Genomic DNA, 25,067 nt, shown 5'->3' on the forward strand with positions numbered 1-25,067 from the left:
TTCTCTTTCTAGCGACAGACCTCAAACAGTCTCTCCCCAGACTGTTTGAGTATTCACCCCTTCGCTCCACTTCCATTACAGAAGTTTCCTCACTACTATGGGTTCGGCTGACTTCTCATGATTCCTTGTTACTACGCTTTCAGAGCTCATGAGACCTCACGGGATAAGTCCTACATCTTTCCTCGTTTATACAAGATATGAGGACGTTAAAAGGTTAGAGTGAAAATAGGAAATCTGACGCAGAGTCTTTAGACTCTAGAAAGATTTATCTTTTTCACACAAACCTTAGTCCGAATTCAATTACTCTCGTGATTTACGCATATAGGTTACGACCACCTTTTTGGACTTTAAGGTTTCGCGCCCCCCTATCCGCTATATACGCCTTACTATCACCTTCCTGTTCGTAGAGCCACGATTTCGCTATCCCTTCCTCTGACGATTCTTATTTCCAGTGTCAGACTTAAAACGGTCTATCCCCAGACCGTTTTAATCCGCTACCTCACGATAGTCAGGCTTGGGAATCGCTATTGGGTTCACCGGTAGCAGGTGCCCACCGAGGACTTACACCTCAGATGCACGACATGCCCGTCGTACCAGAAAAGAGCAGGAAAAATTTCCTACTCCAATTTTCTACACTCGTTCTCCATCACTGTTTACTCTGTAGCCATCCACCGTCGTATTAACAGCTAGGGCACCTGAAGAGTAAGAATAATACCACTTACCAGAAACTTGATACCAACCTGTTTTCATTGCCCCTGAACTATCCAGATAATACCACGAGCCATTTTCCTTTAACCATCCTGTCTGCATTTCACCAGATAATTTCAAATAATACCAGCTAGAACCGTCTTTCAGCCAGCCTGTTGATTTAGAACCATTTGATTTGAAATGATACCAACTACCATTTATTTTCTTCCAACCGACAGTTGGACTACTATTGGATCTATAGCTAGAGCTATTTCCTGATTGATTCTGATAATTTTGTGAAGAAGTCACTCCCTCTAGCTGTATATAGCGACGACTTCCGTTATAAGCCGTATAACTCAACCACTTGTAGCCATCTTTTTCGAGAATTTGATCATAATGAACCTTCTCCCCAGGATAATAGTAATCAATCACAGTTGCGCTAGCTAGAGGTTGATTTTTGATAGCTGACTTAGTCTTAAAATAATGTGTGCCCCCTGTTGAAGCTAAGGATTGACTAGTCCCAACACTGCCACCAGCCAAATCTTTAAAATGAATAAATCCTGTCATCGTATTTGCTTTTATACTTCGTTTATTATAGGCTTCTGTATAACCATAGTTATATTCCTCGATCTCAATCTGATCTCCCATTACATTTGACACCCAGGCAACATGCCCATAAGTTCCTGCAGTAGACCAAGCAATGGAGCCAATCGTCGGTGTATTATCTACACGATAGCCTTCACGACGAGCACGATGCCCCCATTCATTCGCATTTCCATAAGCCCTTGGAATCTCAAAACCATTGACATTACTCAAACGAAAGGCTGCGAAAGAAGTACACTGACGAGAATACATGCGCCACTGATCAATCTCCTGGCTCCCATTTTTATAATAAGCAGGATAATCATCTCCACGCGCAATCGATCCATTCCCTCCAGAGTAGGCATAGACACTATCACCCGCTGCTAGCATCAATCCTACTACTAAAAAAGAAACAAGCTTTTTAACTGACATCTTCAAGTAATAACTTGTCCCTCTTGCTATAAACGGTAAAATTTTCATTCTTCCTCCTTGAAAAATAATATAAATCGAAGATTGCCTTCACTTAAACTATTCGGAGAAAAAAGAAAAAGTGAGAAAATTTCTCACTTTAGTCCAGATAATGAATCAAATTCTTTTCTGTAAGGATATCTGAGTAGGTAAAGGATTCAACGTAAACATTAGCTTGTTTATCTCCTTCAACGTTCCCAAATTCCACAATAAATAGGGATGGATAAACTTCAATTAACTTACCCAATCTATTTTTTTGGCGCTTGCGTCCATTTTCCAAAGTCATTTCAATTACATGACCCTCATGAGCCTTGATTTCCTCTTTGATTTTTTTCATCTTGGCTACATCTGTAAATGCATCTGACATCTTATGCCTCCCTCTTTGAGATACTTGAAAATTTATTGTATTCTTTTTGGAAAATCAATTCCACAGTTCCACGAGCTCCACTACGGTTTTTCTCGATAATAACTTCCACCTTATTATTTGGTATGCCTTCCTCTTCTTCACCACCACGCTCATAGTAATCGTCGCGATAAAGAAAGGCTACGATATCAGCGTCCTGCTCGATAGACCCAGATTCACGAATATCAGACAAGACTGGTCTTTTATCCTGACGTTGTTCTACACCACGAGACAACTGACTCAGAGCGATTACGGGAACTTTCAGTTCCTTGGCTAAGATCTTCAACTGACGTGAAATTTCTGAAACTTCTTGTTGACGATTTTCCCGACCAGTTCCCGTGATAAGCTGCAAATAATCTATCAAAATCAAACCAAGATTGCCCGTTTCTTGAGCCAATTTACGAGAACGAGAACGAATTTCTGTGATTCGAATCCCTGGCGTATCATCGATATAGATACTCGCGTTGGCTAGATTCCCTTGAGCAATGGTATATTTTTGCCACTCCTCATCAGTCAATTGACCCGTACGGATAGAATGAGATTCCACCAAACCTTCTGCCGCTAACATACGATCGACTAGACTTTCTGCACCCATTTCGAGCGAAAAGATAGCAACCGTTTTGTCCAACTTAGTCCCAATGTTCTGAGCGATATTCAAGGCAAAGGCTGTCTTACCAACCGCCGGACGAGCTGCTAAGATAATCAACTCCTCTTCATGCAGACCAGTCGTCATATGATCTAAATCACGATAGCCTGTCGCAATACCTGTAATATCGGTCGTTTGTTGCGAGCGAGCTTCCAGATTTCCAAAGTTGACATTCAACACATCTCGAATGTTCTTAAACCCGCTTCGATTAGCATTTTCACTGACATCAATCAGGCCTTTTTCTGCCTGAGCAATGATTTCATCAGCTGGTTGCGACGCTTCGTAAGCTTGATTGACAGACTCTGTCAACTTGGCGATTAATCGCCGTAACATAGCCTTTTCTGCAACGATTTTAGCATAATACTCCGCATTAGCAGAAGTTGGCACAGAATTGACAATCTCAACCAAGTAAGACAAGCCACCAATATTCTGCAAATCGCCTTGATTATCAAGAATGGTACGAACCGTTGTTGCATCTATGGCATCGCCACGATCGGATAAATCGACCATAGCTTGGAAAATCAAACGATGGGCATACTTAAAAAAGTCCCGAGACTCAATATATTCTCGCACAAAAACAAGCTTACTCTCATCAATAAAGATAGCCCCCAAAACGGATTGTTCAGCTAAGATATCTTGAGGTTGTACTCGTAACTCTTCTACTTCTGCCATCAGATTTCCCTTCCTTTTACAATCTTGTCAAGAAGGTGTAAACTTATCCTTCTTTCACACGAAGATTGATTACACTTGTGATATCTTGATAGATTTTCACTGGCACATCAATCAAACCAACTGCTCGAATCGGAGCTTGTACTTGAATATGACGTTTATCAATCTTAATTCCAAATTGCTTTTGCAATTCTTCTGCAATCTTCTTATTGGTAATAGAACCAAAGGTACGACCATCTGGACCAACTTTTTCAACAAATTCTACAACTGTTTCTTCTGCTTCAAGCTGGGCTTTAATTGCTTTTGCTTCTGCAATCATCTCAGCGTGAGCTTTCTCTTCAGATTTTTGTTTACCACGAAGTTCACCTACAGCTTGAGCAGTCGCTTCTTTTGCTAGGTTCTTTTTGATAAGAAAGTTTTGCGCATACCCTGTTGGTACTTCCTTAATTTCGCCTTTTTTACCTTTTCCTTTAACATCTGCTAAAAAGATTACTTTCATTCTTCTTTCTCCTTTTCCTTTATTTCATTTAATACAATTTCTGTCAGTTTTTCACCTGCTTCTGACAAGGTTAAATCTTTAATTTGAGCTGCTGCCAAATTAAAGTGACCTCCACCGCCTAACTCTTCCATAATCCGTTGCACATTCAGTTTACTACGACTCCGAGCTGAGATGGATATAAAGCCTTGTGTATTTTTCGCAAGAACAAAACTCGCTTCAATACCTGACATAGCTAACATGGCATCTGCTGCCTTACTAATAACAACTGTATCATAGCATTTCGTGTCCTTAGCCTCTGCTATTAGTACATCTGAACCTAATTTACGCCCCTGTAAAATCAGTTCATTGACCTCACGATATTCTTCAAAATCTGTCGCAGCGATTTCTTGGATAGCAACACTATCACTTCCGCGCGTTCTGAGATAGCTAGCAACATCAAATGTCCGACTAGTCACTCGTGAGGTGAAATTTTTAGTATCCAACATCATACCAGCCATCAAGACACTTGCTTGCATACGACTCAAACGATTTTTCTTAGAATTTTGGAACTGAATCAATTCCGTTACCAACTCACTGGCACTACTTGCACCACTTTCGATATAAGTGATAACTGCATTATCTGGAAAATCCTGATCCCTTCTGTGGTGGTCAATAACAATAGTTTGGGTAAATAAATCATAAAATTCTTTTGATAATGTTAAGGCTGTCTTTGAATGGTCTACAAGAATCAACAAAGAACGATTGGTCACCATCCCCATTGCATCCTTAACAGACAACAACTTCGTAACTCCTTCTTTTTCTAAGAATGAAACAGCTCGTTCAATATCTGGAGACATTTGTTCTTCGTCATAAAGAGCATAGCTATTTTCAATCACATTGCTGGCGAACAACTGCATACCTACAGCAGAGCCCAAAGCATCCATATCTAAATTTCTATGCCCAACTACAAACACTTGATCCACACTACGAATCTTATCAGATATGGCTGTCATCATTGATCGAGTACGGGTACGAGTGCGCTTGATGGACGCAGCCGACCCACCGCCAAAGTAGACTGGATTTTTCGTTTCATCATTCTCCTTGACAACCACCTGGTCGCCACCACGTACTTCAGCCAAGTTCAAGTTGAGCAAAGCAACTTTCCCTATTTCATCATGATTTCCATCGCCATAAGAAAATCCCATACTTAAGGTCAAGGGCAACTGCCTCTGTTTCGACTCTTCTCTGAAAGCATCAATAACAGAAAATTTATCATTCATCAAGCCCTCAAGCACCGTATAGTCAGTAAATAGATAAAATCGATCCATACTTACCCGACGAGAAAACATCATGTATTTTTCTGAAAACTCTGATATAAAATTAGCTACAAAACTATTGATTTGACTAATATCTGACTCAGAAGTTGCATCCTCCAAATCATCATAATTATCCACAGACACAACTCCAATCACTGGTCGACTCGTTACTAATTCATCTGTTATGGCTTGCTCCCTGGATACATCTACAAAATACAAAACACCGGAAGAAGAATCCATATGAACAGCATAACGCTTCTCACCCAGCTTAGCATAAGTAGACGGATTTCCTACTGAAGCCTTGATAATCGTTTGAACAGCTTCTAAATCAAAATCGCCATCTTCCTTGGTCAAAATCAATTCAGCATAGGGATTAAACCACTCAACCTCTCCAGAAGATAAATTCAATTTCATAACACCTACAGGCATCTGTTCCAATAGAGATGTCAAACTTTCTTCCGCTTGGTGGTTTACATACTGTATCTGTTCTACATCACTCCTTGTATAATGCACTCTCAGTTTCTTAAATAAAAAAACATAGCCTCCTACAAAAAGAAACAAAATGAAAACCGTCAACAGATTATTATTAACAAAAATAATGAAAGTGGATAAGACTCCAAACGCAATCAATCCTACTAGAATAGGAAAAATTGGACTTACATAAAATTTTTTCATTCAAAACCTCTTGGCACCCATTATACCATAATACCCCTCAAAAAGCGACTTTTTAAAAGTGTAATCAGTAATTCTATCAATTATAAGAAAAAGGTAGTTTACAATTCAGTAAACCTACCTTTACACATATTGAAATTAAGATTCTTTAACCTCTAACAAACCAATTTCGCCATCCTCACGACGATAAATCACATTGGTTGTCTGATCTTCAACATCCACATAGATAAAGAAATCATGCCCCAATAAATCCATTTGTAGAATTGCTTCTTCCAAATCCATTGGTTTTAAATCAATTTGTTTTGAACGAACAACTTTAGACTGGACAACATTTGAATCTTCCACCAAAGCATCTGTAAATAATTGACCAGTTGCTACCTTATTTTTATTTTTACGCTCGATTTTTGTTTTATTTTTACGAATCTGACGTTCAATTTTATCAGTTACAAGGTCAATTGAACCATACATATCTTGAGATACATCTTCTGCACGAAGAGTAATAGAGCCAAGCGGAATCGTTACTTCTACTTTAGCAGTTTTTTCACGATACACCTTCAAGTTAACTCGAGCATCCAACTCTTGTTCAGCTTGAAAATACTTTTCGATCTTTTCGAGTTTAGAAACTACATAATCACGAATTGCTTCTGTTACTTCTAGGTTTTCACCACGTATACTATATTTAATCATATGAGTACCTTCTTTCTAAACATTTTTGTTTTTATGATTTTATTATAACGCTTTCATTCTATTTTTGCAAATTTTTTCCTCATCTTACAAGGGAAAATGTTTTTACATCCTTAGCACCAGCTTCTTCCAACAGTTTCTTGACACGATTTATAGTTGCTCCTGTAGTATAGATATCATCTATAAGTAGGATTTTTTTAGGAATAGTGACTCCACTTTTTATAAAGAAAGGAAGTTCTGTCCCCAAGCGTTCTGAACGATTTTTAGAAGAACTGGCTCTCTCTTCTCTTTTCCCTAGTAAATCCAGATACGAAAAACCTGCTGCCTCTACCAAGCCCTCAACCTGATTAAATCCTCTGTTAACATATCTATCAGGACTTAGGGGAATGACTACAAATTGATACTCTTTGTACTTTTTTAACTCCTCACTTAAAACTGAAGCAAACACTTTTCTTAAAAGGAAGTCTCCATCAAACTTATACCGACTGAAAAAATCCTTCATAGCTTGATTGTAAGTAAAAATCGCTCTATGACTGACTTCAACTCCTTCTTTACACCAAAATTGACAACCTTGACACTTTGTTGACAATCCTATTTTCATACAGTTTGGACAGTGCTCTTCTCCAATCCTCTCAAAAGTAGAATCACAATCTAAACAAAGACAGGAGGCATCATTCTTCAGAAGTAAGAGACTACTAAAAGTTAAAACAGTCTTCATAGTCTGCTCACATAACAAGCACTTCATAGACCAGCCTCCTTATTCATCATCTGAATTTCCTTAATCGCCTTCTTAATTGAAGCATTTAACCCATCATGGAAGAAAAGCAAATCTCCTGTCGGTCTATCCATACTTCGTCCAACTCGTCCACCAATTTGAATCAAACTAGACTTGGTAAACAAACGATGATTGGCCTCTACTACGAAAACATCCACACAAGGGAATGTAACTCCACGCTCCAAGATTGTCGTACTGATAAGTATTGTCAGCTCCCCATCTCGAAAAGCTTGTACTTGCTCTAATCGATCCTCTGTTACAGAAGATACAAAGCCAATTTTCTCATTTGGAAATTGCTCCTGTAAGATTTCTTTTAACTGCTCCCCTTTCTTAATTTCTGAAGCAAAAATAAGTAACGGATAACCTGTCTTTCTCTGCTTATCAATATAGGACTTTAACTTTGGCGACAAACACTTCTTATCTAAGTAGCGATTAAAATCCGATAACCAAATTGGTTTTGGAATAATCAACGGATTTCCATGAAACCGTCTCGGTAAGCTCAATCTTTTTAGTTCTCCTAAACGGACTTTCCTATCTAACTCATCTGTCGAAGTCGCTGTTAAAAAGATTCTCAATCCATTCTCCTTTACACTATTCTTGACAGCATGGTAAAGCGTGGGATTGTCAACATAAGGAAAGGCATCTACTTCATCCACTATCAGCAAATCAAAAGCTTGATAAAACTTCAATAACTGATGGGTCGTCGCAACAACTAGTGGTGTTCGAAAATACGGCTCTGATTCTCCGTGTAGTAAAGATATCTCGCAAGCAAAATCATCTTGCAGGCGCTTGTATAGCTCCAAACAAACATCTATGCGAGGACTGGCCAAACATACTGCACCACCTTCATCAATCACTTTGGCCACTACTTGATAAATCATTTCTGTCTTTCCAGCTCCTGTTACAGCGTGAACCAAGGTTGGCTCCTGCTTGTCTACTGCTCGAATCAGTCCCTGTGATACCTTCTCTTGAAAAGGAGTTAATTGACCACTCCATTTAAGAACATCTTGCTTCGGAAAATCCTCCTGCGGAAAATAGTATAAAGCTTGATCACTCCTGACTCGCTTCATCAGTAAACACTCCCTACAATAGTAAGCACCGATGGGCAAATACCATTCATCTAAAATAGCACTATCACAACGTTGACAGAAAAGTTTCCCTTTCTCCTTTCTCATTGCTGGAAGTTTCTCCGCCAACTGACGTTCCTCTTTAGTTAATTCATTCTCAGTAAACAAACGACCGAGATAATTTGGATTTACTTTCATACTTCTTTATTCGTAAAAACCTAGCGCTTTAGATGATTTTTTAGTACAATTAAATCATGGAATTTAGAACAATTAAAGAGGACGGTCAAGTCCAAGAAGAAATCAAAAAATCTCGCTTTATCTGCCATGCCAAGCGTGTTTATAGCGAAGAAGAGGCTCGTGACTTCATTACTGCCATCAAAAAAGAACACTACAAAGCGACACATAACTGCTCTGCCTTTATTATTGGAGAACGTAGTGAAATTAAACGTACAAGTGATGATGGTGAGCCTAGTGGTACTGCTGGTGTTCCCATGCTTGGGGTACTAGAAAATCACAATCTCACCAATGTCTGTGTGGTTGTGACACGCTACTTTGGTGGTATTAAACTAGGCGCTGGAGGACTAATTCGTGCTTACGCCGGCAGTGTCGCCTTAGCTGTCAAAGAAATTGGCATCATTGAAATAAAGGAACAGGCGGGCATTGCTATTCAAATGTCTTATGCTCAGTACCAAGAGTACAGTAACTTTCTTAAAGAACATAATCTCATGGAGCTGGATACAAACTTTACAGATCAAGTCGATACGATGATTTATGTTGATAAAGAAGAAAAAGAAACTATTAAAGCTGCACTGGTAGAATTTTTTAATGGAAAAGTCACTTTAACTGATCAAGGTTTACGCGAAGTTGAGGTTCCTGTAAACCTAGTGTAAACAATAGATAATACAGTGTTTCACTGATATTTCCACCGCTACTTTAATTAGCAAAATAAAAAGATGCGTACCAAAATATACTAGAAAATGAAGCAATTCAAACGAAACCTGATATCGTTTTCCTTTACACCTATTTACTAGAATTAGCTGAACACAATCGCTTAAAAATTAATGGCTTAGACCTGTGATATAAAAAAATCCTATCACTTCGATAGGATTTCTATATTTTACAAATGGTATAGATAGCGTTATACTAGAAATATCTTATACAAAGAGGTATTCATATGTCTATTTATAACAACATTACTGAACTAGTCGGTCAAACACCGATTGTTAGACTCAACAACATTGTGCCAGAAGGTGCTGCAGATGTCTATGTAAAACTTGAAGCATTTAATCCTGGTTCATCTGTAAAAGACCGTATTGCCCTTAGCATGATTGAAAAAGCTGAACAAGATGGTATTCTGAAACCTGGTTCTACTATTGTTGAAGCAACAAGTGGAAACACTGGTATTGGACTTTCATGGGTAGGGGCTGCTAAAGGGTATAAAGTTGTCATCGTTATGCCTGAAACTATGAGTGTAGAACGCCGTAAGATTATCCAAGCCTATGGTGCTGAACTCGTCCTTACGCCTGGTAGCGAAGGAATGAAGGGTGCTATTGCTAAGGCTCAAGAAATCGCTGCTGAACGTGATGGCTTCCTTCCTCTTCAATTTGACAATCCAGCTAATCCAGAAGTACACGAAAGAACAACAGGAGCTGAAATACTAGCTGCTTTCGGTAAAGATGGACTAGATGCCTTTGTTGCTGGAGTGGGTACCGGTGGAACGATTTCTGGTGTTTCTCATGCACTCAAATCAGCAAATTCAAACATTCAAGTTTATGCAGTGGAAGCTGATGAATCTGCTATTCTATCTGGTGAAAAACCTGGTCCTCACAAAATTCAAGGTATCTCAGCTGGATTTATTCCTGATACACTTGATACTAAAGCCTATGATGGTATCGTTCGTGTAACATCAGATGATGCTCTTGCACTCGGACGTGAAATTGGTGGAAAAGAAGGCTTCCTTGTAGGGATTTCCTCAGCTGCAGCTATCTACGGAGCCATCGAGATTGCCAAAAAATTAGGTACAGGTAAAAAAATCCTTGCTCTAGCACCAGATAACGGTGAACGTTATCTCTCTACAGCACTCTATGAATTTGAAGTTTAGTCTCCTAAATACAATTGGCCCTTATTATAGGGCTTTTTATTTTTACCTTGAAAATAGGAAGCTCTCCCTATAAGGATCGACTGCATAGAAAAAAGGAAGCAAATTTACTTCCTTTCTATAATTAGTTATTCAAGGCTGCTGCCATTGTAGCTGCAACTTCAGCTTCAAAGTCGTTTGCAGCTTTCTCAATACCTTCACCAACTTCAAAGCGAGCGAACTCAACTACTGAAGCGTTAACTGATTCAAGGTATGCTTCAACTGTCTTGCTGTCATCCATGATGTAAACTTGTGCAAGAAGTGTATAAGCTTGGTCAACTTTAGTGTTGTCAAGCATGAAGCGATCCATTTTACCTGGGATAATTTTGTCCCAGATTTTTTCTGGTTTGCCTTCTGCAGCCAACTCAGCTTTGATGTCAGCTTCAGCTTGAGCAATCACTTCATCAGTCAATTGTGCTTTTGATCCATACTTCAAGTGTGGAAGAGCTGGTTTGTTAACCATTGCACGACTTTCGTTATCTTGGTCGATAACGTGGTTCAATTGTGCCAACTCATCTTTAACAAATTGCTCATCCAATTCTTTGTATGAAAGAACTGTTGGTTTCATCGCTGCGATGTGCATTGAAATTTGTTTAGCAAGTGCTTCGTCTCCACCTTCGATTACAGAGATAACACCGATACGTCCACCGTTATGTTGGTAAGCTCCAAAGTGTTGTGCGTCTGTTTTTTCAATCAATGCAAAGCGACGGAATGAGATTTTTTCTCCGATAGTTGCTGTTGCAGATACGTATGCAGCTTCAAGAGTTTCACCTGAAGGCATTGTCAAAGCAAGAGCTTCTTCGTTGTTAGCTGGTTTTCCTTCAACGATTGCTTTAGCTGTTGCGTTTACTAACTCAACAAATTGAGCGTTTTTCGCAACGAAGTCAGTTTCAGCATTTACTTCAACAACTGCTGCAATGTTACCGTCAACATAAACACCAGTCAAACCTTCTGCAGCAACACGGTCAGCTTTCTTAGCTGCCTTAGCCATACCTTTTTCACGAAGCAATTCAATCGCTTTTTCGATGTCACCGTCTGTTTCTACAAGCGCTTTTTTAGCGTCCATAACACCGGCACCAGATTTTTCACGCAACTCTTTTACAAGTTTAGCTGTAATTTCTGCCATTTTGATTCTCCTATATTTTTTAAAAATAGGAGAGCCGGGCTAAGCCCCGCCCTCCTAGGTAATTACTATTTATATAAATTAAGCGTTGTCGCCTTCTACAACTTCAACGATTTCTTCAATTGAATCTGCTTGAGTTTCTGAAGCTGCAAATTCTGCTTCAACTGCTACTGCATCCTCACCTTGACGTCCTTCGATGATAGCGTCAGCCAATTTAGCTGTGATCAATTTAACAGCACGGATAGCGTCATCGTTAGCTGGGATGATTACATCAATATCATCTGGATCAGTATTTGTGTCAACCATCGCTACAACTGGGATTCCCAATTTTTTAGCTTCTTTAACAGCGATTTGCTCTTTATGTGGGTCAACTACGTACATCACATCTGGGATACGAGGCATATCTTCGATACCACCCAAGAATTTTTCAAGACGCGCACGTTGTTTGTTAAGAAGTGCAACTTCTTTCTTAGGAAGAACTTCGAAAGTTCCATCTTCTTCCATACGTTTGATTTCTTTCAAACGAGCGATACGTTTTTGGATTGTTCCCCAGTTTGTAAGAGTTCCACCCAACCAACGGTGGTTGATGAAGTATTGACCTGAACGTACTGCTTCTTCAGCAACTGCATCAGCTGCTTGTTTCTTAGTACCAACGAACAATACAACTGCATCGTTAGCTGCTGCATCACGCATGAAGTCGTATGCTTGGTCAGCATATTTTACAGTTTGTTGCAAGTCGATAACGTGGATTCCGTTACGTTCAGTAAAGATGTACTTAGCCATCTTAGGGTTCCAGCGACGAGTTTGGTGACCAAAGTGTACACCAGCCTCAAGAAGTTGTTTCATTGAAATTACTGCCATGAGTATTTCTCCTTTTTGTTTTTTCCTCTTCTTGACTTCAACTCGCAAAACGACCCAAGGGCAACTGCTTCACAATTCATCAAGAATGAGTATTATCGTTCATACGACAATTTTTATTCTACCATACTTTTTCGATATTTTCAAGCTATTTTGATGGGATTTTTAATAGTTATTGTCTCTGGTAAAATCTGAAAAGAGGGCTCTATTCGAGTCCCTCTATAATTAGTCTGCATAAATATATGTTACAAAACCTTCAGAAGTCGTTGTTGGATTGAACCATCCACGGTGATTTCCAATTGTACGATTCCCAGCATAATTTGATTCTGATACTTGGATACGTGTTGTTGATTCAACAGCTGTAACAACCGCTACGTGACCATATCCACCATCGTTCCAACATGCAATTGCTCCAACTTGAGGTGTTGAACCTGTACGGAAACCTGCTGCTGCTGCACTTGTGGCCCACTGTGCTCCATTACCCCAATAGTCTCCAGCCCAAGGTGCTAATGTTTTAACTCCCCATGTACATTCACCAATTGGATAAGTTGAAGCATTTGTACTGTATGTTGGGCGTTGTTTGACTGCCACAGGAGTATATGTTGTTGATTCCGAAGAAGCTACAGCTTGAACCTGTGCTGCAAAAGTCGTATTTCCAGAAGCAACAACTGTTTGTTGTTGACTTACTTGTTTTGCCTTATAAGCTGCTTCTGCTGCCGCAGCTGCACGAGCCTCAGCCTCAGCTGCTGCTTTTTGTTCCAATAGACTTGCTTTTTCCCCTTCAGCTGTCGCTTTCTCAGCAGCAAGACTCAATTCAGCAGCTTTTAGTTCTGCCTGTTTAGTAGTCAATGCTTGAGCATCATCTGCCAATTTTTGTTGATTAGCAATTACAGTATTGATTGCATCATTGTTTGCTACTTGCTTTTCAGAAATAGCTTTCTTATCTGCCTTTTGTTGTTCCAACATTTTGTTGTTGGCAGATACGATTTCACTCATTGCAGCAACACGTGAAATAGCTTCTGTAATTGATTTTGAGTTTACAATGGTATTGATATAGCTAGTTGCGGCTCCATTTGTTTGAGCACTACGAGCTTGTTTTTCCAAAGATTGGTTACGAGAAACAATGTTTTTAGAAAGTTCTGTAATCTCACCCTCGAGTTTCTTAGATTCTGCTTGTAATCTATCATTTTCAGATTGCAAGTTAGATTGCTCTACTTGAATAGCAGATACTTGCTCCTGAATTTGATCAACTTGTTTTTGTGCTTCTTCTTGTTGTGCTGTTAAGTTACTAATTTTATTATCTTGAGCAGCAATTTTGTCATCAGTCGTTTCTGCATGGGCAGTCGTCAATACTGCTGCCTGGGAAACCATTACTGTACTTAATAAAAGCGAGGCTAAGATTTTTTTCTTCATGGTTAATAAATACTCCTTCTGTTTAAGACAATACTAGTATACCAAAAAAAACTCCAATAAATATTACGCCTTTGTTACATTTATATGTCGTTCTTATAGATAATATTTTTCAAAAATAAATTGAAAAACAGTAACCCATAAAAAATTTAAAATCATCGTCGGTACCAAGCTATAGACTATAAAAATCGACATGTTATCCACTGTCAGCCCTACCATAAAAGCCAAAAGATAACTACCCATTTCAAACAGGAATGTCAGGACAATCATGGCTAGCATTCTTGTCCAACGATTCAACAAAATAACACTATTCAATTTATGAAGAAGGGCTCCCAATAAGATAAATAAGAGAGTTGCAATCCCTATTAGATGGAAAAAGTAAACATCATAAACCAGGCCCACCATAAAACAATAGACTAGATAGAGATATTCTGATACTTCTATTGTCTCAAATAAGAGAAATAGAAAAAGAAAATGACTAGCCAAATGTACATGGGGGAAAAATGAGCCCAGAAGCTGGCTAATATGGGCGTCAATTAGAACAAAGAAAGGAAGCAATAAAAACACTCCAACCCGCTTCAACTGTCTCATTATGAATTCCCCACTAATTCTATCACATCCACATTATGAGTATCTGCACTCAATTTAACAGTTACTTCTCGTGTCAAATAGTCTGTACTATGCGTTGTGGCAACCACTTCACCAACAGGAATATCAGCAACGTTAAAGTTTCCTAATCCACCAGTAGTCACCTTATCTCCCGCACTAATATCGCTATTACTATTTAATTGGCTAATTTTAAGAACTTCATTTTCCTTGTCGTAGCCAACAATAATTCCATAAATTGTGGTAGTGCCGTGTTGAATTTTAACAGAAATCTTATCAGCATTTTCCGTATTTGTCAGAAGGTTGACCATGGTAGAGTTCTCCTCTACTTTTGAAACGCTCCCAATCAAACCACCATTTGCAATAGCTAACATGTTATCTGAAGCTCCTTTTGATTTGCCTACATCTAAGGTCAATTCCTGTTTCCAAGATACCGGAGAACGCATAATAACATCTGCTGCCAAAGTCTTTGTGGCTTGCAATTTAGACTTCATATCAAGCAATTGACGCAGTTGTTCATTTTCCGTCTTTAAACTTTCCGCCTCATTTGATTTGACTTCTAACTGGTAAAGCTGTTTCTTCAAACTTTCATTTTCATTATATGCTCGTGTCAAATGAGCCAAATCTGATTTGACAGAATCAAACCACCGAAAAGGTTTTTGCACAACCCTATCAACCAATGAGATTCCATCTCCTAATTTTGTCACAATTGTACTTGAATAAGTCGTCGCTAAGAGAGCTGATACAAGCAGAACAGTGACAAAAACAATAATGACATATTTTGATTTTTTAAAACGGTTCATATCCCTACCTTTATATCAAGAACTGTTACAGTAACTTTTTTATCAATTCCTGAAAGCTACTAAGATTTTAAGAAAAATAAGCAACAACCAAGTACGATAACAACAAGAATGGTCAGCGTATCCTTTCGAGTCCATTTCAATTGTCGGTATTGACTTCTGCCTTTTCCACCCTGATAACCACGCGCTTCCATGGCGATAGCCAAGGAATCCGCACGTTTTAAACTTGTCGCAAAAAGAGGAATCAAAATAGGAATCATAGCCTTTACTTTTTGAGCAATGCTTCCTTCACCAAAATCCACTCCACGCGCTTTCTGTGCATTCATAATCCGCGTCGTATCATCCATCAAGGTTGGGACAAAACGTAGACTCATAGACAGCATCAAACCAATTTCATGAACAGGAACTTTCACACGTTTTAAAGGCGCTAACAAAGCTTCGACAGCTGATGCCAAACTTAAGGGCATGGTTGTTAAGGTTAACAAAGTTGAAAAGAAAATAATTAATACAAAGCGACAAAAAATAATTCCAGCTTGTTGCAGAGCATAATCCGTGATTCTCACAAACGAAAATTCAAATAAAACATTCCCATTAGAAATGAAAAACAGTTGAAAAATAGTTGTGAAGGCAATCAAGAAAAACATAGACTTCAAGCCCTGAATAAAAAATGAAATAGATACTCCTGACAAGGCAATAAATATCCCTGTCGCTATAAAAAGAATTAGATTCGTCAAAGGATTATTAGCCCAAAAAACGATCAAAATTAGTAACATCATAGCAAGCAATTTGCTACGTGGATCCAATCGGTGAACAATCGAATCCCCTGGGATATAACGTCCCAAAATCATACTATCCATTTAGCGACTCCTTGAACTCCTCTATCTTAATCGGTAATCGTTTAAATGACACGCCTCTATCAGCCAATCGTTTACAAAAGGCCGTAATTTTAGGTACTCCCAACTGCACTTCTTCCATAAAGACAACATCTTGAAAGACATCACTTGGCTTACCACCCTTAACTAGACGTCCCTTTTCCATCACATAGACTTGATTCGCATATTCAGCAACATCATCCATCAAATGCGTTACCAAGACAATGGTCACCCCTGACTGGTGGAGTTTTTTGAACAAATTCATCAACTCTTTTCTACCCAGAGGATCCAGACCTGCTGTGGGTTCATCTAAGACTAATATAGATGGCTCCATTGCAAGTATGCCTGCAATGGCCACACATCTCATTTGTCCCCCTGACAGCTCAAACGGGCTACGATTTAAAAGTGATTCATCAATTCCAACCAGAGCCAGTTTCTCACGCGCAATCTTCTCCGCATCTTCTTCAGAAACTCCAAAATTTTGCGGTCCAAAAGCAACGTCTTTCAAAACCGTTTCTTCAAAAATCTGATTTTCAGCAAACTGAAATACCAAGCCAACCTGTTTTCTAATTTGACGAATATCTTTATTTTTAGAAGTTGAGGTGATTAAGGTATCAAAAACCCTCACACTCCCTTGACTTGGCACCAATAAACCATTTAAGAGTTGTAAAATAGTTGATTTACCACTACCTGTGTGCCCAATTAAAGCCGTATAAGAACCATCTTCAATCGTCAAAGAAACATCCGACAAAGCTGTTGAAGCTAAGGGAGTACCTTCTTGATATGTAAAACTCACATTTTCTAGAGCAATTCCCATAGCTTATCCTCTAGCTCACTTTCTGTCAAATAATTTTCAGGCAAATCATAGCCATTCTGGCTCAAAGAATGTTTTAATTGATTGGCAAAAGGATTGTCTAATCCAATTTGATCTAAATCATTTCGAGAGAAAAGAGCTCTTGGACTACTAGTTGATTCAATTGACCCTTTTTTCATGACCAATACACGATCACTCATGGCAACTTCTTCCAAATCATGTGTAATGGAAATGACGGTCATATCATAGTCTTTTCGAATTCCTTTTACCGTATCAATCAGTTCTCTACGCCCCTCAGGATCCAACATACTCGTTGCTTCATCTAAGATTAAAATAGCTGGTCTTAGGGCTACAACACCTGCAATGGCTACACGTTGCTTTTGGCCACCTGATAGACGCGCTGGCTCTCTCTTTTTAAAGTCCAACATGCCAACCAAATCCAGAGCTTCCTCCACTCTCTTTTTCATTTCTTGACGAGAAAGTCCCTGATTTTCCAAACCAAAAGCAACATCATCTTCAACAGTCGCTCCAACGAATTGATTATCTGGATTTTGAAAAACCATACCGATTTGACGACGTATATTCCAAACATTTTCCTCAGTCAGCCGTTGGCCATCAATTACAATCTCTCCGGATTCTGCTTCCAGTAAGCCATCAATTAAACGAACCGTCGTTGATTTACCACTACCATTATGCCCTACAATCGAAAGCCATTCCCCACGTTTCACGTGAAACGTAATATCCTTCACATCATAGTATTCTTGACTTTCCTTATAACGAAAAGAAAGATTTTTTACATCAATTACTGATTTCATTTCGAACCAAATGTCCCTTTAAATACATAGGCACTACTCTTGAAATAGTCATAGCCAGAGTAGATAGTGAAAAACAAGGCTACATAAAGTAGAACTTGACCAAGCAAAGTCCAATGTAATAGCAAGAAAATAATCGCAAACATCTGACTAAAAGTTTTAATTTTTCCAGGCATTGCCGCTGCTAAAACCGTTCCACCAGTTTCAACCAATAAAAGCCTTAAACCTGTCACAGCCAACTCACGACAGATAATCACTGCAACAATCCAAGCCGGAGCCATACCTAACTCAATCAGCATAATAAAAGCCGACATAACTAGTAACTTATCCGCCATAGGATCTGCAAATTTACCAAAATTACTGACCACATTCCATTTACGAGCTAAATATCCATCTAAATAGTCGGTAATACTGGCAACAGCAAAGATAATAGCTGCCACTATATGACTATCTATCGAATTTCCTATCGTTAAAATAAAGATAAAAATAGGTATAAAGAGAATTCGACCTATTGTTAAGAGATTGGGAATTTGTTCTTTTTTCATTCGTTTTTCCTTAATTTTTAGTAAAGGTTACAGTGATTTGTCCAGTCTGAGCTGTTAATTTCGATAAATCAACAGTCTGATTATCTACTGTCAAAGCAACACCTTTTACAACACCTAACGTAATTGTTACAGGACTTTTAGTTGCAACTGTTGCTTCTGCATTTTTCTTCTCTGGCGATAAGGTTACACCGCCCTCAAGTTCGCTTTCTGAAACGCTGATCCAACTTGTAACATCTGAAACTGCCAATTGCAATTTAACTGTTTCCTTACTTGTCTTATAAGCGATTTCTACATGATTTCCTTCGCCTGATACACTTATAGCTGATTCTATACTAGAAGAACTGCTAGATGAACTACTACTTGAGGAGTGGGGAACAGAGCTAGTTGAACTTGTTGATTGAACCACACTGTAATTAGAAAGAGAAGGCCCCTCTGGTTGAGTTTGAATATAGTTCCAAACATAATAGGTCACAAAAATTAAAATCGATAAAGCAAAAAGGATAAAATAAAATAAAGGTAAAAAGGATGTTTTTTTCTTCTTTTTCTTACTTGAACGTCTACGACCTGTCAACTCATCTTCATCAACATCTACTTCCTCATAAGTAATCATACTCCCAGAATCATAAGCATCCAAAACAATTTGATCATCTAACTCAACAGCCCATGCATATTTTTTCAAGAAAGAACGCGTATAAAAAGGACTTGGAAGTTGATCGAAATCGTCTGCTTCCATTGCTTCCAACATATCTAACTGGATTTCTGTCTTTTTCTGCAATTCATCTAAACTCAATCCCTGATTGATTCTAGCTAATCGTAAAACCTCACCAATTGTTTTTTTCCTCATACTTGTCATCCCTTCTTTCTAGTGTCTATTATGATAGGTTACTACGATGGGAATATTGTAAAATCAACTATATCCCCTTCATCTATTAAGTGATGCCCTGCTTCAAGGACATCCTCTAAAGTAATTTCCTGTAAAATCTTTGGTAAATCAAAAATTGTCTCACCATGTTCAAAAGCATCATATTGCGTTGCAATAAATTCAAGAGAGTTCATGCTGCTGAAAAATTCTCCAAACATCTCTCTTTTGATAATATCTAAATGATCCTCTGTAATATCTAAATCCTTTGTAAAATTACGAATGGCCTTCCTAAATTGATGAGATAAAGCAACTGGCTCTTTCGTATCCATTGTCAACATAACAAAATGAAAACGACTTGTTACTTCAATTTCAAGAGATAAGGAAGCATCTATTTTACCTGATTCATAACATTTTTGAAAACGATCCGAAGTCCAACCAAACATCATTGCAAACAATAATTTTAATAAAATATGATGTCGATAGCAATCCGCTTCAGCAACTTTTCGCTTACCTCTAATCCCAATCGCTAGTTTGGGAGAAGATACTTCCATTCTCATACTGTCTGTTTGCTTTACAGCCTGTAAAACAAATTTTTCTCTTACTACTTCCTGAACATCTGAATCTTTCAGTTCTTTTCTTTCAAAATAGTCCTGTACTCGCTCCACATCAAAATTACCAACTAAAAACAGAGACATGTTTACAGGTTTGTAAAATCTTGTAAAATTTTCTTGCAAATTAGTTAGATTAATTTGAGAAATCGACTCCTCACTTCCAACAATATCAGTTGCTAAAGGTGTACCAGGATACAAATTCGCTAAAGTTGAAAAGAATAAACACGAATCTGGGTCATCTTGATACATTTCTCGTTCTTGCTGAATAATATCCTGCTCTCTTAAAATGGAATCTTCAGTAAAATGTGCTGATGTTACCAATTCATCAAGTAACTCTAAATTTTCTAAAAAATGATCCGTTGCTGAAAAAAGATAGCTTGTTTTTGTAAAGCTTGTAAAGGCATTACTATCTGCACCTAGACTCGCAAAAGCAGACATCAAATCGCTAGAATCTTCTCTTTCAAATAATTTATGTTCAAGAAAATGAGCAATTCCCGCAGGATATTCTTTTACATCTCCGTCAACTTCTGTGACAAGCGTATCTACCGAACCAAATTGTACAGTTACACTCCCGTAAACCTCTTTAAATTCCTTTTTAGGCAAAAGAGCTACTGTCAATCCATTTGACAAACGAGTCCGATAAACTATTTCTTTTACAGCTGGATAGTATTTTTCTTCAAAAACAACCTTTGTCATTCTATTCCTTCCATAAAGTAAATCGCTTGTAGTTTCACATTATTAGCTGCTCTACAAATAACCTCTTTGTCAACTTGCTCTAGTTTTACAATCCAACTTTTAAAGTCTGCTGAAGATTTTCCAAGCAAGGCATTTTGATAAGCACGTTCAATCAATGAACTTTGATTATCTTGAGAAAGCAACAAAGACCGACGAATCATTTCCTTGGTCTGCTCTAGCTCAAGCTCTGTAAAATATCCTTTTTTTAAATCAAGCAGTTGATTATTCATCATTTTTCGAGCCTGATTCCGATTTTCTCTATCAATGCCAGCATACATCCTCAAGAATCCACTAAACAAATCAAGCTGACTTGAAATAGTATAAGCCAATCCAGCATTTTCACGGACATTTGTAAATAATTTAGAATGAGCAAATCCACCAAGTAAACCATTCATTACAATCATGGGTAAATGTTGCCCATCACCATATTCAGAAGGGCAATGATAACCTAATTCCAAAATGGATTGTCCCACATTTTTCCGAACCATACCTTCCTGAAGGATATTGGAATAAGGTTGACAATACTGAACCTTCACATCTCCTTTTCGACCTTTAAAGCCAAATGATTCTAATACATTTTGAATTTCAACCTCATTAAAATCACCTAGGAAAAAGAAATCTATTCGATCACTAGCCAAAAATTCTTGGAAACAAGAATAAGAACTTTGTGGAGTTTCAACTAAAATACGATTTCGTAAATCACTATATTCCAATTGAAGACGTTCATCATGAAAAAATAATTTATCCAATTCTTTATGTGCAAAGTAAAAAGAATCATCCATATCAGCTGCTAAACTTGCTAGCAATTGTTTTTTCTCAATTTCAAATAAGGCCGGATCAAACCCATTATCAACTACTACGGGGGAAAAAAGAGTTTCTTTTACTAGTTCCAAAACCTGAGAAGTTAGCACATTTTTCCTACTCAAAAACTCATCACGAACGTAGGTAAATGTCAATTCTACAATGTGACTTTGCCCTCTTCTGAAACAATTGGTTGACATATCTGTACCGTATAGACTGGCCAAATGTCTTCTCAAATCTTGAGAAGTGGGGTATATCTGATTAGCAGTCTCTAGCATACTCGCACTCAACATGCGACCTGCAATCGTATCAAGAGATAATGGAGCGGTAAAACGCACGGTGATTTTGTTCGTTTTAAACTTCTTTGATTGGATAAAATGTGTTGAAATTCCATGCACTAACTCCATGATTTACCTCCTTATATACAGACTTCTATTATATCACGAAAACCTGAAATTTTCTTGTTCTCTGTAACACTTTTGAAATAAAAATCGCTTACATTACTCCTTGTTTCTCTCACTATTTTTAGGAAAATATGGTATAATACCAAAGATTGAGGTGAATTATGGAATACAAATTATTTGAAGAATTTATTACCCTCCAAGCACTACTCAAAGAACTTGGAATTACACATAGCGGAGGAGCTATCAAATCATTTCTCTCTGAACATTCTGTTTACTTTAATGGGGAATTAGAGAATCGTCGTGGTAAAAAACTTCGTATTGGTGATAAAGTTGACATCCCTGACATGAATATTGACATCTTGTTGACACAACCTACTTCTGAAGAACAGGATGAACACCAAGATGATAAAGTTGAAAAAGAACGAATCGCTAAACTCGTCAAAGAGATGAATAAGGGAGTAAAAAAAGACAACTCTAAACCTACTTCATCACCAAAAAGCAAACAAGCTCCACGATTCCCTGGTAGATAATCATGTGGCTACAAAACCTATCTCTCAAGACTTTTCGTAATTACAAAGAGACGAAAATAGACTTTAATCCTAAATTAAATGTCTTTTTAGGACGTAATGCACAAGGTAAAACAAATATGTTAGAGGCTATCTATTTTTTAGCCTTAACACGTAGTCATCGAACTAGAACAGATAAAAATCTCATTCATTTTGATGAGAAACAACTTCATCTTTCAGGTCTTGTTCAGAAAAAAAATGGATCCATTCCTCTCGAAATTGAACTAACACAAAAAGGCCGTGTAACAAAAGTTAATCACTTAAAACAGGCACGACTTTCAGATTATGTCGGACACATGAATGTTGTCTTATTTGCTCCTGAAGATTTACAACTAATTAAAGGAGCACCTTCAGTTCGACGAAAATTCATTGATATGGAGCTTGGACAAATTAAGCCCATCTATCTATCAGACTTAACCAATTATAACCACATCCTAAAACAAAGAAACACTTATCTAAAATCAGCTCAAAAAATAGATGAAACCTTCCTTTCAGTCTTAGATGATCAGCTAATTGATTATGGATGTCGTGTAATGAATCAACGCTTAGATTTCATAAAAAAACTAGAATATTTTGGTCGTAAGAAACATTTTGAACTCTCTAATCAGATTGAAGAGTTGTCAATATCCTATCAATCTTCTGTCAATATAACTGACAAAGAAGACTTATCCGAATCTTTCAAAATTGCTTTAGAAAAAAGTAGAGCCAGAGATTTATTTAAAAAGAATACTGGTGTCGGTCCTCATCGAGATGACATTTCTTTTTATATAAATGGGATGGATGCTAGTTTCGGAAGTCAAGGCCAACATCGTAGTCTCGTCCTTTCTATAAAATTAGCAGAAATCGAGTTAATGGAAAGTATTACTACAGAATCTCCAATATTACTGCTTGACGATGTCATGAGTGAACTTGACAACACTAGACAGTTAAAATTATTAGAAACGATTTCTCATTCAATCCAAACCTTTATCACAACAACCAGCTTAGATCATCTTCAAAATCTGCCAGAAAATCTAAGTATCTTCACTATTCAGGATGGTAAAGTTACTGTAAATGAAAATTGACAACATTGTAAAAGAACTCCTGTTTTTACTGGAGTTCTTTTCATTGTTTTTTTACATAGAATAATTTGGTGCCTCATTAGTAATTTGTACATCATGAGGATGGCTCTCTTTCAAACCAGCACCAGACATTTCAATAAATTGAGCATTATCGTGTAGTTCTTTAAGGTTAGCTGCACCACAGTAACCCATACCAGAACGAATACCACCAATCATTTGGAAGACAATATCAGCTGCAGCACCTTTATAAGCAACACGACCTTCAATTCCTTCTGGAACGAGTTTGTTTGCTTCATTGACAGAACCTTGGAAGTAACGATCGCTTGAACCTTTCTTCATAGCAGCAATTGATCCCATACCACGGTAAGTCTTAAACTTACGTCCTTGGAAGATTTCAGTTTCGCCTGGAGCTTCATCAGTTCCAGCAAACATTGATCCAAGCATAACTGCATTTCCACCTGCAGCAAGGGCTTTTACAATATCTCCAGAATACTTGATTCCACCGTCAGCAATGATCGTTTTACCATATTCACGCGCAACAGCTGCAGCATCATAGATAGCTGTTACTTGCGGAACACCGACACCAGCAATCACACGAGTTGTACAGATTGAACCTGGCCCAATACCAACCTTGACAACGTCTACACCTGCTTCATAAAGGGCACGTGCACCTTCAGCAGTAGCAATATTTCCAGCAATCAAAGTACGATCTGGGAAATGAGAACGAATCTCAGCAATTTTACGCAAGACACCTGCAGAATGACCATGCGCCGTATCGATAACAATTGCGTCAGCTCCTGCCTCAAAAAGGGCCTCTGCACGTTCAAATGTATCTGAAGTGACACCTACTGCACCTGCAACTAGAAGACGACCAAACTCATCTTTAGCCGCATTTGGAAACTCAATAACTTTTTCAATATCTTTGATAGTAATCAAACCAGAAAGACGACCTTCTTCATCTACCAACGGAAGTTTTTCAATACGGTGTTCTTGAAGAATACTCTCAGCTGTTGCAAGATCTGTACCCACAGGAGCAGTCACAAGATTTTCACTGGTCATATGGTTTGAGATTGGTTGGTTATAATCTGAAATAAAACGAAGATCTCGGTTTGTCAAAATACCAACCAATTTACGATTTTCAAGTGTTTCAACAACTGGAACACCACTAATGCGGTAACGACCCATAAGCTCATCTGCTTCAGCAATTGTATGTTCAGGTGTCAAAAAGAACGGATCAATAATAACTCCATTTTCAGAACGTTTTACCTTACGAACCTCGTCTGCTTGTTGAGCAATTGACATGTTTTTATGGATAACTCCGAGACCGCCTGCACGAGCAATAGCAATGGCCATTTGACTCTCTGTAACTGTGTCCATGGCAGCGGTAATAATTGGGATATTTAAAGTCAGATTATCTGCCAATTTAGTTGTTAAATCTGCATCGTTAGGCAACACATGACTTTCAGCTGGAATAAGCAATACATCATCAAAGGTAAAACCTTTTTTCAAAAATTTAGTGTCCCAATTAGACATTCGAAGTTTCCTCTTTTCTTTCTTTTTGAGCTTGACTCTTTTTATATTGTATCTATCATACCATTCTATA

The 25,067-nt window shown here is 38.0% G+C and carries 25 protein-coding genes and 1 pseudogene; 5 read left to right on the top strand and 21 right to left on the bottom strand.

Going from position 1 to position 25,067, the window contains the following annotated elements; translation table 11 throughout:
• Positions 1-630 precede the first annotated feature (630 nt).
• The 8 genes from cbpD to HT703_RS01090 form a co-directional block, all read right to left on the bottom strand.
• On the bottom strand, positions 631-1,749 hold the full coding sequence (cbpD, locus tag HT703_RS01055) for a choline binding-anchored murein hydrolase CbpD (RefSeq protein ID WP_000698583.1): 1,119 nt from the start codon (positions 1,747-1,749) through the stop codon (positions 631-633).
• 88 nt (positions 1,750-1,837) lie between these two features.
• On the bottom strand, positions 1,838-2,104 hold the full coding sequence (locus HT703_RS01060) for a Veg family protein (protein WP_001278160.1): 267 nt from the start codon (positions 2,102-2,104) through the stop codon (positions 1,838-1,840).
• A gap of 1 nt (position 2,105) precedes the next feature.
• Positions 2,106-3,458, bottom strand: coding sequence for a replicative DNA helicase (dnaB, locus tag HT703_RS01065; protein WP_000852490.1), 1,353 nt, complete (start codon positions 3,456-3,458; stop codon positions 2,106-2,108).
• Between the two features lie 43 nt (positions 3,459-3,501).
• Positions 3,502-3,954, bottom strand: a complete 453-nt coding sequence (gene rplI / locus HT703_RS01070; RefSeq protein WP_000864214.1) for a 50S ribosomal protein L9 — start codon at positions 3,952-3,954, stop codon at positions 3,502-3,504.
• Positions 3,951-5,924, bottom strand: coding sequence for a DHH family phosphoesterase (locus tag HT703_RS01075; protein ID WP_172929834.1), 1,974 nt, complete (start codon positions 5,922-5,924; stop codon positions 3,951-3,953). The genes rplI and HT703_RS01075 overlap by 4 nt, the downstream gene beginning before the upstream one ends.
• Positions 5,925-6,059: 135 nt before the next feature.
• Positions 6,060-6,608, bottom strand: a complete 549-nt coding sequence (gene raiA, locus HT703_RS01080; protein ID WP_000599099.1) for a ribosome-associated translation inhibitor RaiA — start codon at positions 6,606-6,608, stop codon at positions 6,060-6,062.
• A 79-nt stretch (positions 6,609-6,687) separates the two neighbouring features.
• The gene (locus HT703_RS01085; RefSeq protein ID WP_023936284.1) at positions 6,688-7,350 is read right to left on the bottom strand and encodes a ComF family protein; all 663 of its coding nucleotides are present in this window, start codon (positions 7,348-7,350) and stop codon (positions 6,688-6,690) included.
• A complete protein-coding gene (locus HT703_RS01090; RefSeq protein ID WP_054392554.1) occupies positions 7,347-8,645 on the bottom strand; it encodes a DEAD/DEAH box helicase in 1,299 nt (432 codons plus the stop codon). The genes HT703_RS01085 and HT703_RS01090 overlap by 4 nt, the downstream gene beginning before the upstream one ends.
• A 56-nt stretch (positions 8,646-8,701) precedes the next feature.
• Here HT703_RS01090 and HT703_RS01095 point away from each other — a divergent pair, with 56 nt between their 5' ends.
• The 3 genes and pseudogenes from HT703_RS01095 (at position 8,702) to cysK (ending at position 10,548) form a co-directional block, all read left to right on the top strand.
• Complete coding sequence (locus HT703_RS01095) at positions 8,702-9,337, top strand: YigZ family protein (RefSeq protein WP_000395743.1); 636 nt, start codon at positions 8,702-8,704, stop codon at positions 9,335-9,337.
• Between the two features lie 104 nt (positions 9,338-9,441).
• Positions 9,442-9,525, top strand: a pseudogene (locus HT703_RS11570) (PH domain-containing protein); the annotation flags it as partial.
• A gap of 96 nt (positions 9,526-9,621) precedes the next feature.
• Complete coding sequence (gene cysK / locus HT703_RS01100) at positions 9,622-10,548, top strand: cysteine synthase A (RefSeq protein WP_023936280.1); 927 nt, start codon at positions 9,622-9,624, stop codon at positions 10,546-10,548.
• A gap of 121 nt (positions 10,549-10,669) precedes the next feature.
• Here the strand turns inward: cysK and tsf are convergent, their stop codons facing one another.
• The 12 genes from tsf to HT703_RS01160 all read right to left on the bottom strand — a co-directional run bounded on the left by tsf (position 10,670) and on the right by HT703_RS01160 (position 21,840).
• The gene (gene tsf, locus HT703_RS01105; RefSeq protein ID WP_023936278.1) at positions 10,670-11,710 is read right to left on the bottom strand and encodes a translation elongation factor Ts; all 1,041 of its coding nucleotides are present in this window, start codon (positions 11,708-11,710) and stop codon (positions 10,670-10,672) included.
• A 78-nt stretch (positions 11,711-11,788) separates the two neighbouring features.
• Complete coding sequence (gene rpsB, locus HT703_RS01110; protein ID WP_000268466.1) at positions 11,789-12,568, bottom strand: 30S ribosomal protein S2; 780 nt, start codon at positions 12,566-12,568, stop codon at positions 11,789-11,791.
• Positions 12,569-12,790: 222 nt separating this feature from the next.
• On the bottom strand, positions 12,791-13,978 hold the full coding sequence (locus tag HT703_RS01115; protein WP_172929836.1) for a CHAP domain-containing protein: 1,188 nt from the start codon (positions 13,976-13,978) through the stop codon (positions 12,791-12,793).
• A 93-nt stretch (positions 13,979-14,071) separates the two neighbouring features.
• Positions 14,072-14,566 (bottom strand): rod shape-determining protein MreD, encoded by a 495-nt coding sequence (gene mreD / locus HT703_RS01120; protein ID WP_172929838.1) that lies wholly within the window; start codon positions 14,564-14,566, stop codon positions 14,072-14,074.
• Entirely contained in the window at positions 14,566-15,384 is an 819-nt protein-coding gene (gene mreC, locus HT703_RS01125) for a rod shape-determining protein MreC (protein ID WP_172929840.1), read from the bottom strand. Before mreC ends, mreD begins: the two co-directional genes overlap by 1 nt.
• Positions 15,385-15,443: 59 nt before the next feature.
• Positions 15,444-16,238 (bottom strand): energy-coupling factor transporter transmembrane protein EcfT, encoded by a 795-nt coding sequence (locus HT703_RS01130; RefSeq protein WP_119947682.1) that lies wholly within the window; start codon positions 16,236-16,238, stop codon positions 15,444-15,446.
• Complete coding sequence (locus tag HT703_RS01135) at positions 16,231-17,070, bottom strand: energy-coupling factor transporter ATPase (RefSeq protein ID WP_119947681.1); 840 nt, start codon at positions 17,068-17,070, stop codon at positions 16,231-16,233. Before HT703_RS01135 ends, HT703_RS01130 begins: the two co-directional genes overlap by 8 nt.
• Positions 17,055-17,882, bottom strand: a complete 828-nt coding sequence (locus HT703_RS01140; protein ID WP_033685654.1) for an energy-coupling factor ABC transporter ATP-binding protein — start codon at positions 17,880-17,882, stop codon at positions 17,055-17,057. The genes HT703_RS01135 and HT703_RS01140 overlap by 16 nt, the downstream gene beginning before the upstream one ends.
• Positions 17,879-18,424 carry a CDP-diacylglycerol--glycerol-3-phosphate 3-phosphatidyltransferase gene (gene pgsA / locus HT703_RS01145; RefSeq protein WP_077804494.1) on the bottom strand — a complete coding sequence of 182 codons (546 nt, stop codon included), beginning with the start codon at positions 18,422-18,424 and terminating at the stop codon, positions 17,879-17,881. The genes HT703_RS01140 and pgsA overlap by 4 nt, the downstream gene beginning before the upstream one ends.
• 10 nt (positions 18,425-18,434) lie before the next feature.
• Positions 18,435-19,268, bottom strand: coding sequence for a cytoskeleton protein RodZ (gene rodZ, locus HT703_RS01150; RefSeq protein WP_172929841.1), 834 nt, complete (start codon positions 19,266-19,268; stop codon positions 18,435-18,437).
• 41 nt (positions 19,269-19,309) lie between these two features.
• Positions 19,310-20,593: a pitrilysin family protein gene (locus tag HT703_RS01155; protein ID WP_172929843.1), complete on the bottom strand. Its 1,284-nt coding sequence runs from the start codon at positions 20,591-20,593 to the stop codon at positions 19,310-19,312.
• On the bottom strand, positions 20,590-21,840 hold the full coding sequence (locus HT703_RS01160; RefSeq protein WP_172929845.1) for a pitrilysin family protein: 1,251 nt from the start codon (positions 21,838-21,840) through the stop codon (positions 20,590-20,592). Before HT703_RS01160 ends, HT703_RS01155 begins: the two co-directional genes overlap by 4 nt.
• A gap of 158 nt (positions 21,841-21,998) precedes the next feature.
• On the opposite strand from HT703_RS01160, the gene yaaA reads away from it, so the two are divergent.
• On the top strand, positions 21,999-22,367 hold the full coding sequence (gene yaaA / locus HT703_RS01165) for a S4 domain-containing protein YaaA (RefSeq protein WP_069288776.1): 369 nt from the start codon (positions 21,999-22,001) through the stop codon (positions 22,365-22,367).
• Positions 22,368-22,369: 2 nt separating this feature from the next.
• A complete protein-coding gene (recF, locus tag HT703_RS01170) occupies positions 22,370-23,467 on the top strand; it encodes a DNA replication/repair protein RecF (RefSeq protein ID WP_172929847.1) in 1,098 nt (365 codons plus the stop codon).
• Between the two features lie 51 nt (positions 23,468-23,518).
• On the opposite strand, the gene guaB is transcribed toward recF, so the two are convergent.
• Positions 23,519-24,997, bottom strand: a complete 1,479-nt coding sequence (gene guaB, locus HT703_RS01175; protein WP_000073420.1) for an IMP dehydrogenase — start codon at positions 24,995-24,997, stop codon at positions 23,519-23,521.
• Positions 24,998-25,067: the final 70 nt, after the last annotated feature.

The sequence above is a fragment of the Streptococcus sp. 3874 genome, assembly GCF_013276425.1.
Classification (GTDB): Bacteria; Bacillota; Bacilli; order Lactobacillales; family Streptococcaceae; genus Streptococcus; species Streptococcus pseudopneumoniae.

Bases quoted from the DNA above. Each gene is read 5' to 3' on its own strand.
- pgsA (WP_077804494.1), bottom strand. From the start codon at position 18,424: ATGAAAAAAGAACAAATTCCCAATCTCTTAACAATAGGTCGAATTCTC.
- rpsB (WP_000268466.1), bottom strand. From the start codon at position 12,568: ATGGCAGTAATTTCAATGAAACAACTTCTTGAGGCTGGTGTACACTTT.
- HT703_RS01155 (WP_172929843.1), bottom strand. From the start codon at position 20,593: ATGACAAAGGTTGTTTTTGAAGAAAAATACTATCCAGCTGTAAAAGAA.
- HT703_RS01160 (WP_172929845.1), bottom strand. From the start codon at position 21,840: ATGGAGTTAGTGCATGGAATTTCAACACATTTTATCCAATCAAAGAAG.
- dnaB (WP_000852490.1), bottom strand. From the start codon at position 3,458: ATGGCAGAAGTAGAAGAGTTACGAGTACAACCTCAAGATATCTTAGCT.
- HT703_RS01095 (WP_000395743.1), top strand. From the start codon at position 8,702: ATGGAATTTAGAACAATTAAAGAGGACGGTCAAGTCCAAGAAGAAATC.
- HT703_RS01130 (WP_119947682.1), bottom strand. From the start codon at position 16,238: ATGGATAGTATGATTTTGGGACGTTATATCCCAGGGGATTCGATTGTT.
- HT703_RS01115 (WP_172929836.1), bottom strand. From the start codon at position 13,978: ATGAAGAAAAAAATCTTAGCCTCGCTTTTATTAAGTACAGTAATGGTT.
- cysK (WP_023936280.1), top strand. From the start codon at position 9,622: ATGTCTATTTATAACAACATTACTGAACTAGTCGGTCAAACACCGATT.
- raiA (WP_000599099.1), bottom strand. From the start codon at position 6,608: ATGATTAAATATAGTATACGTGGTGAAAACCTAGAAGTAACAGAAGCA.
- tsf (WP_023936278.1), bottom strand. From the start codon at position 11,710: ATGGCAGAAATTACAGCTAAACTTGTAAAAGAGTTGCGTGAAAAATCT.
- rodZ (WP_172929841.1), bottom strand. From the start codon at position 19,268: ATGAGGAAAAAAACAATTGGTGAGGTTTTACGATTAGCTAGAATCAAT.
- HT703_RS01090 (WP_054392554.1), bottom strand. From the start codon at position 8,645: ATGAAAGTAAATCCAAATTATCTCGGTCGTTTGTTTACTGAGAATGAA.
- cbpD (WP_000698583.1), bottom strand. From the start codon at position 1,749: ATGAAAATTTTACCGTTTATAGCAAGAGGGACAAGTTATTACTTGAAG.
- guaB (WP_000073420.1), bottom strand. From the start codon at position 24,997: ATGTCTAATTGGGACACTAAATTTTTGAAAAAAGGTTTTACCTTTGAT.
- recF (WP_172929847.1), top strand. From the start codon at position 22,370: ATGTGGCTACAAAACCTATCTCTCAAGACTTTTCGTAATTACAAAGAG.
- HT703_RS01085 (WP_023936284.1), bottom strand. From the start codon at position 7,350: ATGAAGTGCTTGTTATGTGAGCAGACTATGAAGACTGTTTTAACTTTT.
- HT703_RS01075 (WP_172929834.1), bottom strand. From the start codon at position 5,924: ATGAAAAAATTTTATGTAAGTCCAATTTTTCCTATTCTAGTAGGATTG.
- HT703_RS01060 (WP_001278160.1), bottom strand. From the start codon at position 2,104: ATGTCAGATGCATTTACAGATGTAGCCAAGATGAAAAAAATCAAAGAG.
- mreD (WP_172929838.1), bottom strand. From the start codon at position 14,566: ATGAGACAGTTGAAGCGGGTTGGAGTGTTTTTATTGCTTCCTTTCTTT.
- mreC (WP_172929840.1), bottom strand. From the start codon at position 15,384: ATGAACCGTTTTAAAAAATCAAAATATGTCATTATTGTTTTTGTCACT.
- HT703_RS01140 (WP_033685654.1), bottom strand. From the start codon at position 17,882: ATGAAATCAGTAATTGATGTAAAAAATCTTTCTTTTCGTTATAAGGAA.
- rplI (WP_000864214.1), bottom strand. From the start codon at position 3,954: ATGAAAGTAATCTTTTTAGCAGATGTTAAAGGAAAAGGTAAAAAAGGC.
- HT703_RS01135 (WP_119947681.1), bottom strand. From the start codon at position 17,070: ATGGGAATTGCTCTAGAAAATGTGAGTTTTACATATCAAGAAGGTACT.
- yaaA (WP_069288776.1), top strand. From the start codon at position 21,999: ATGGAATACAAATTATTTGAAGAATTTATTACCCTCCAAGCACTACTC.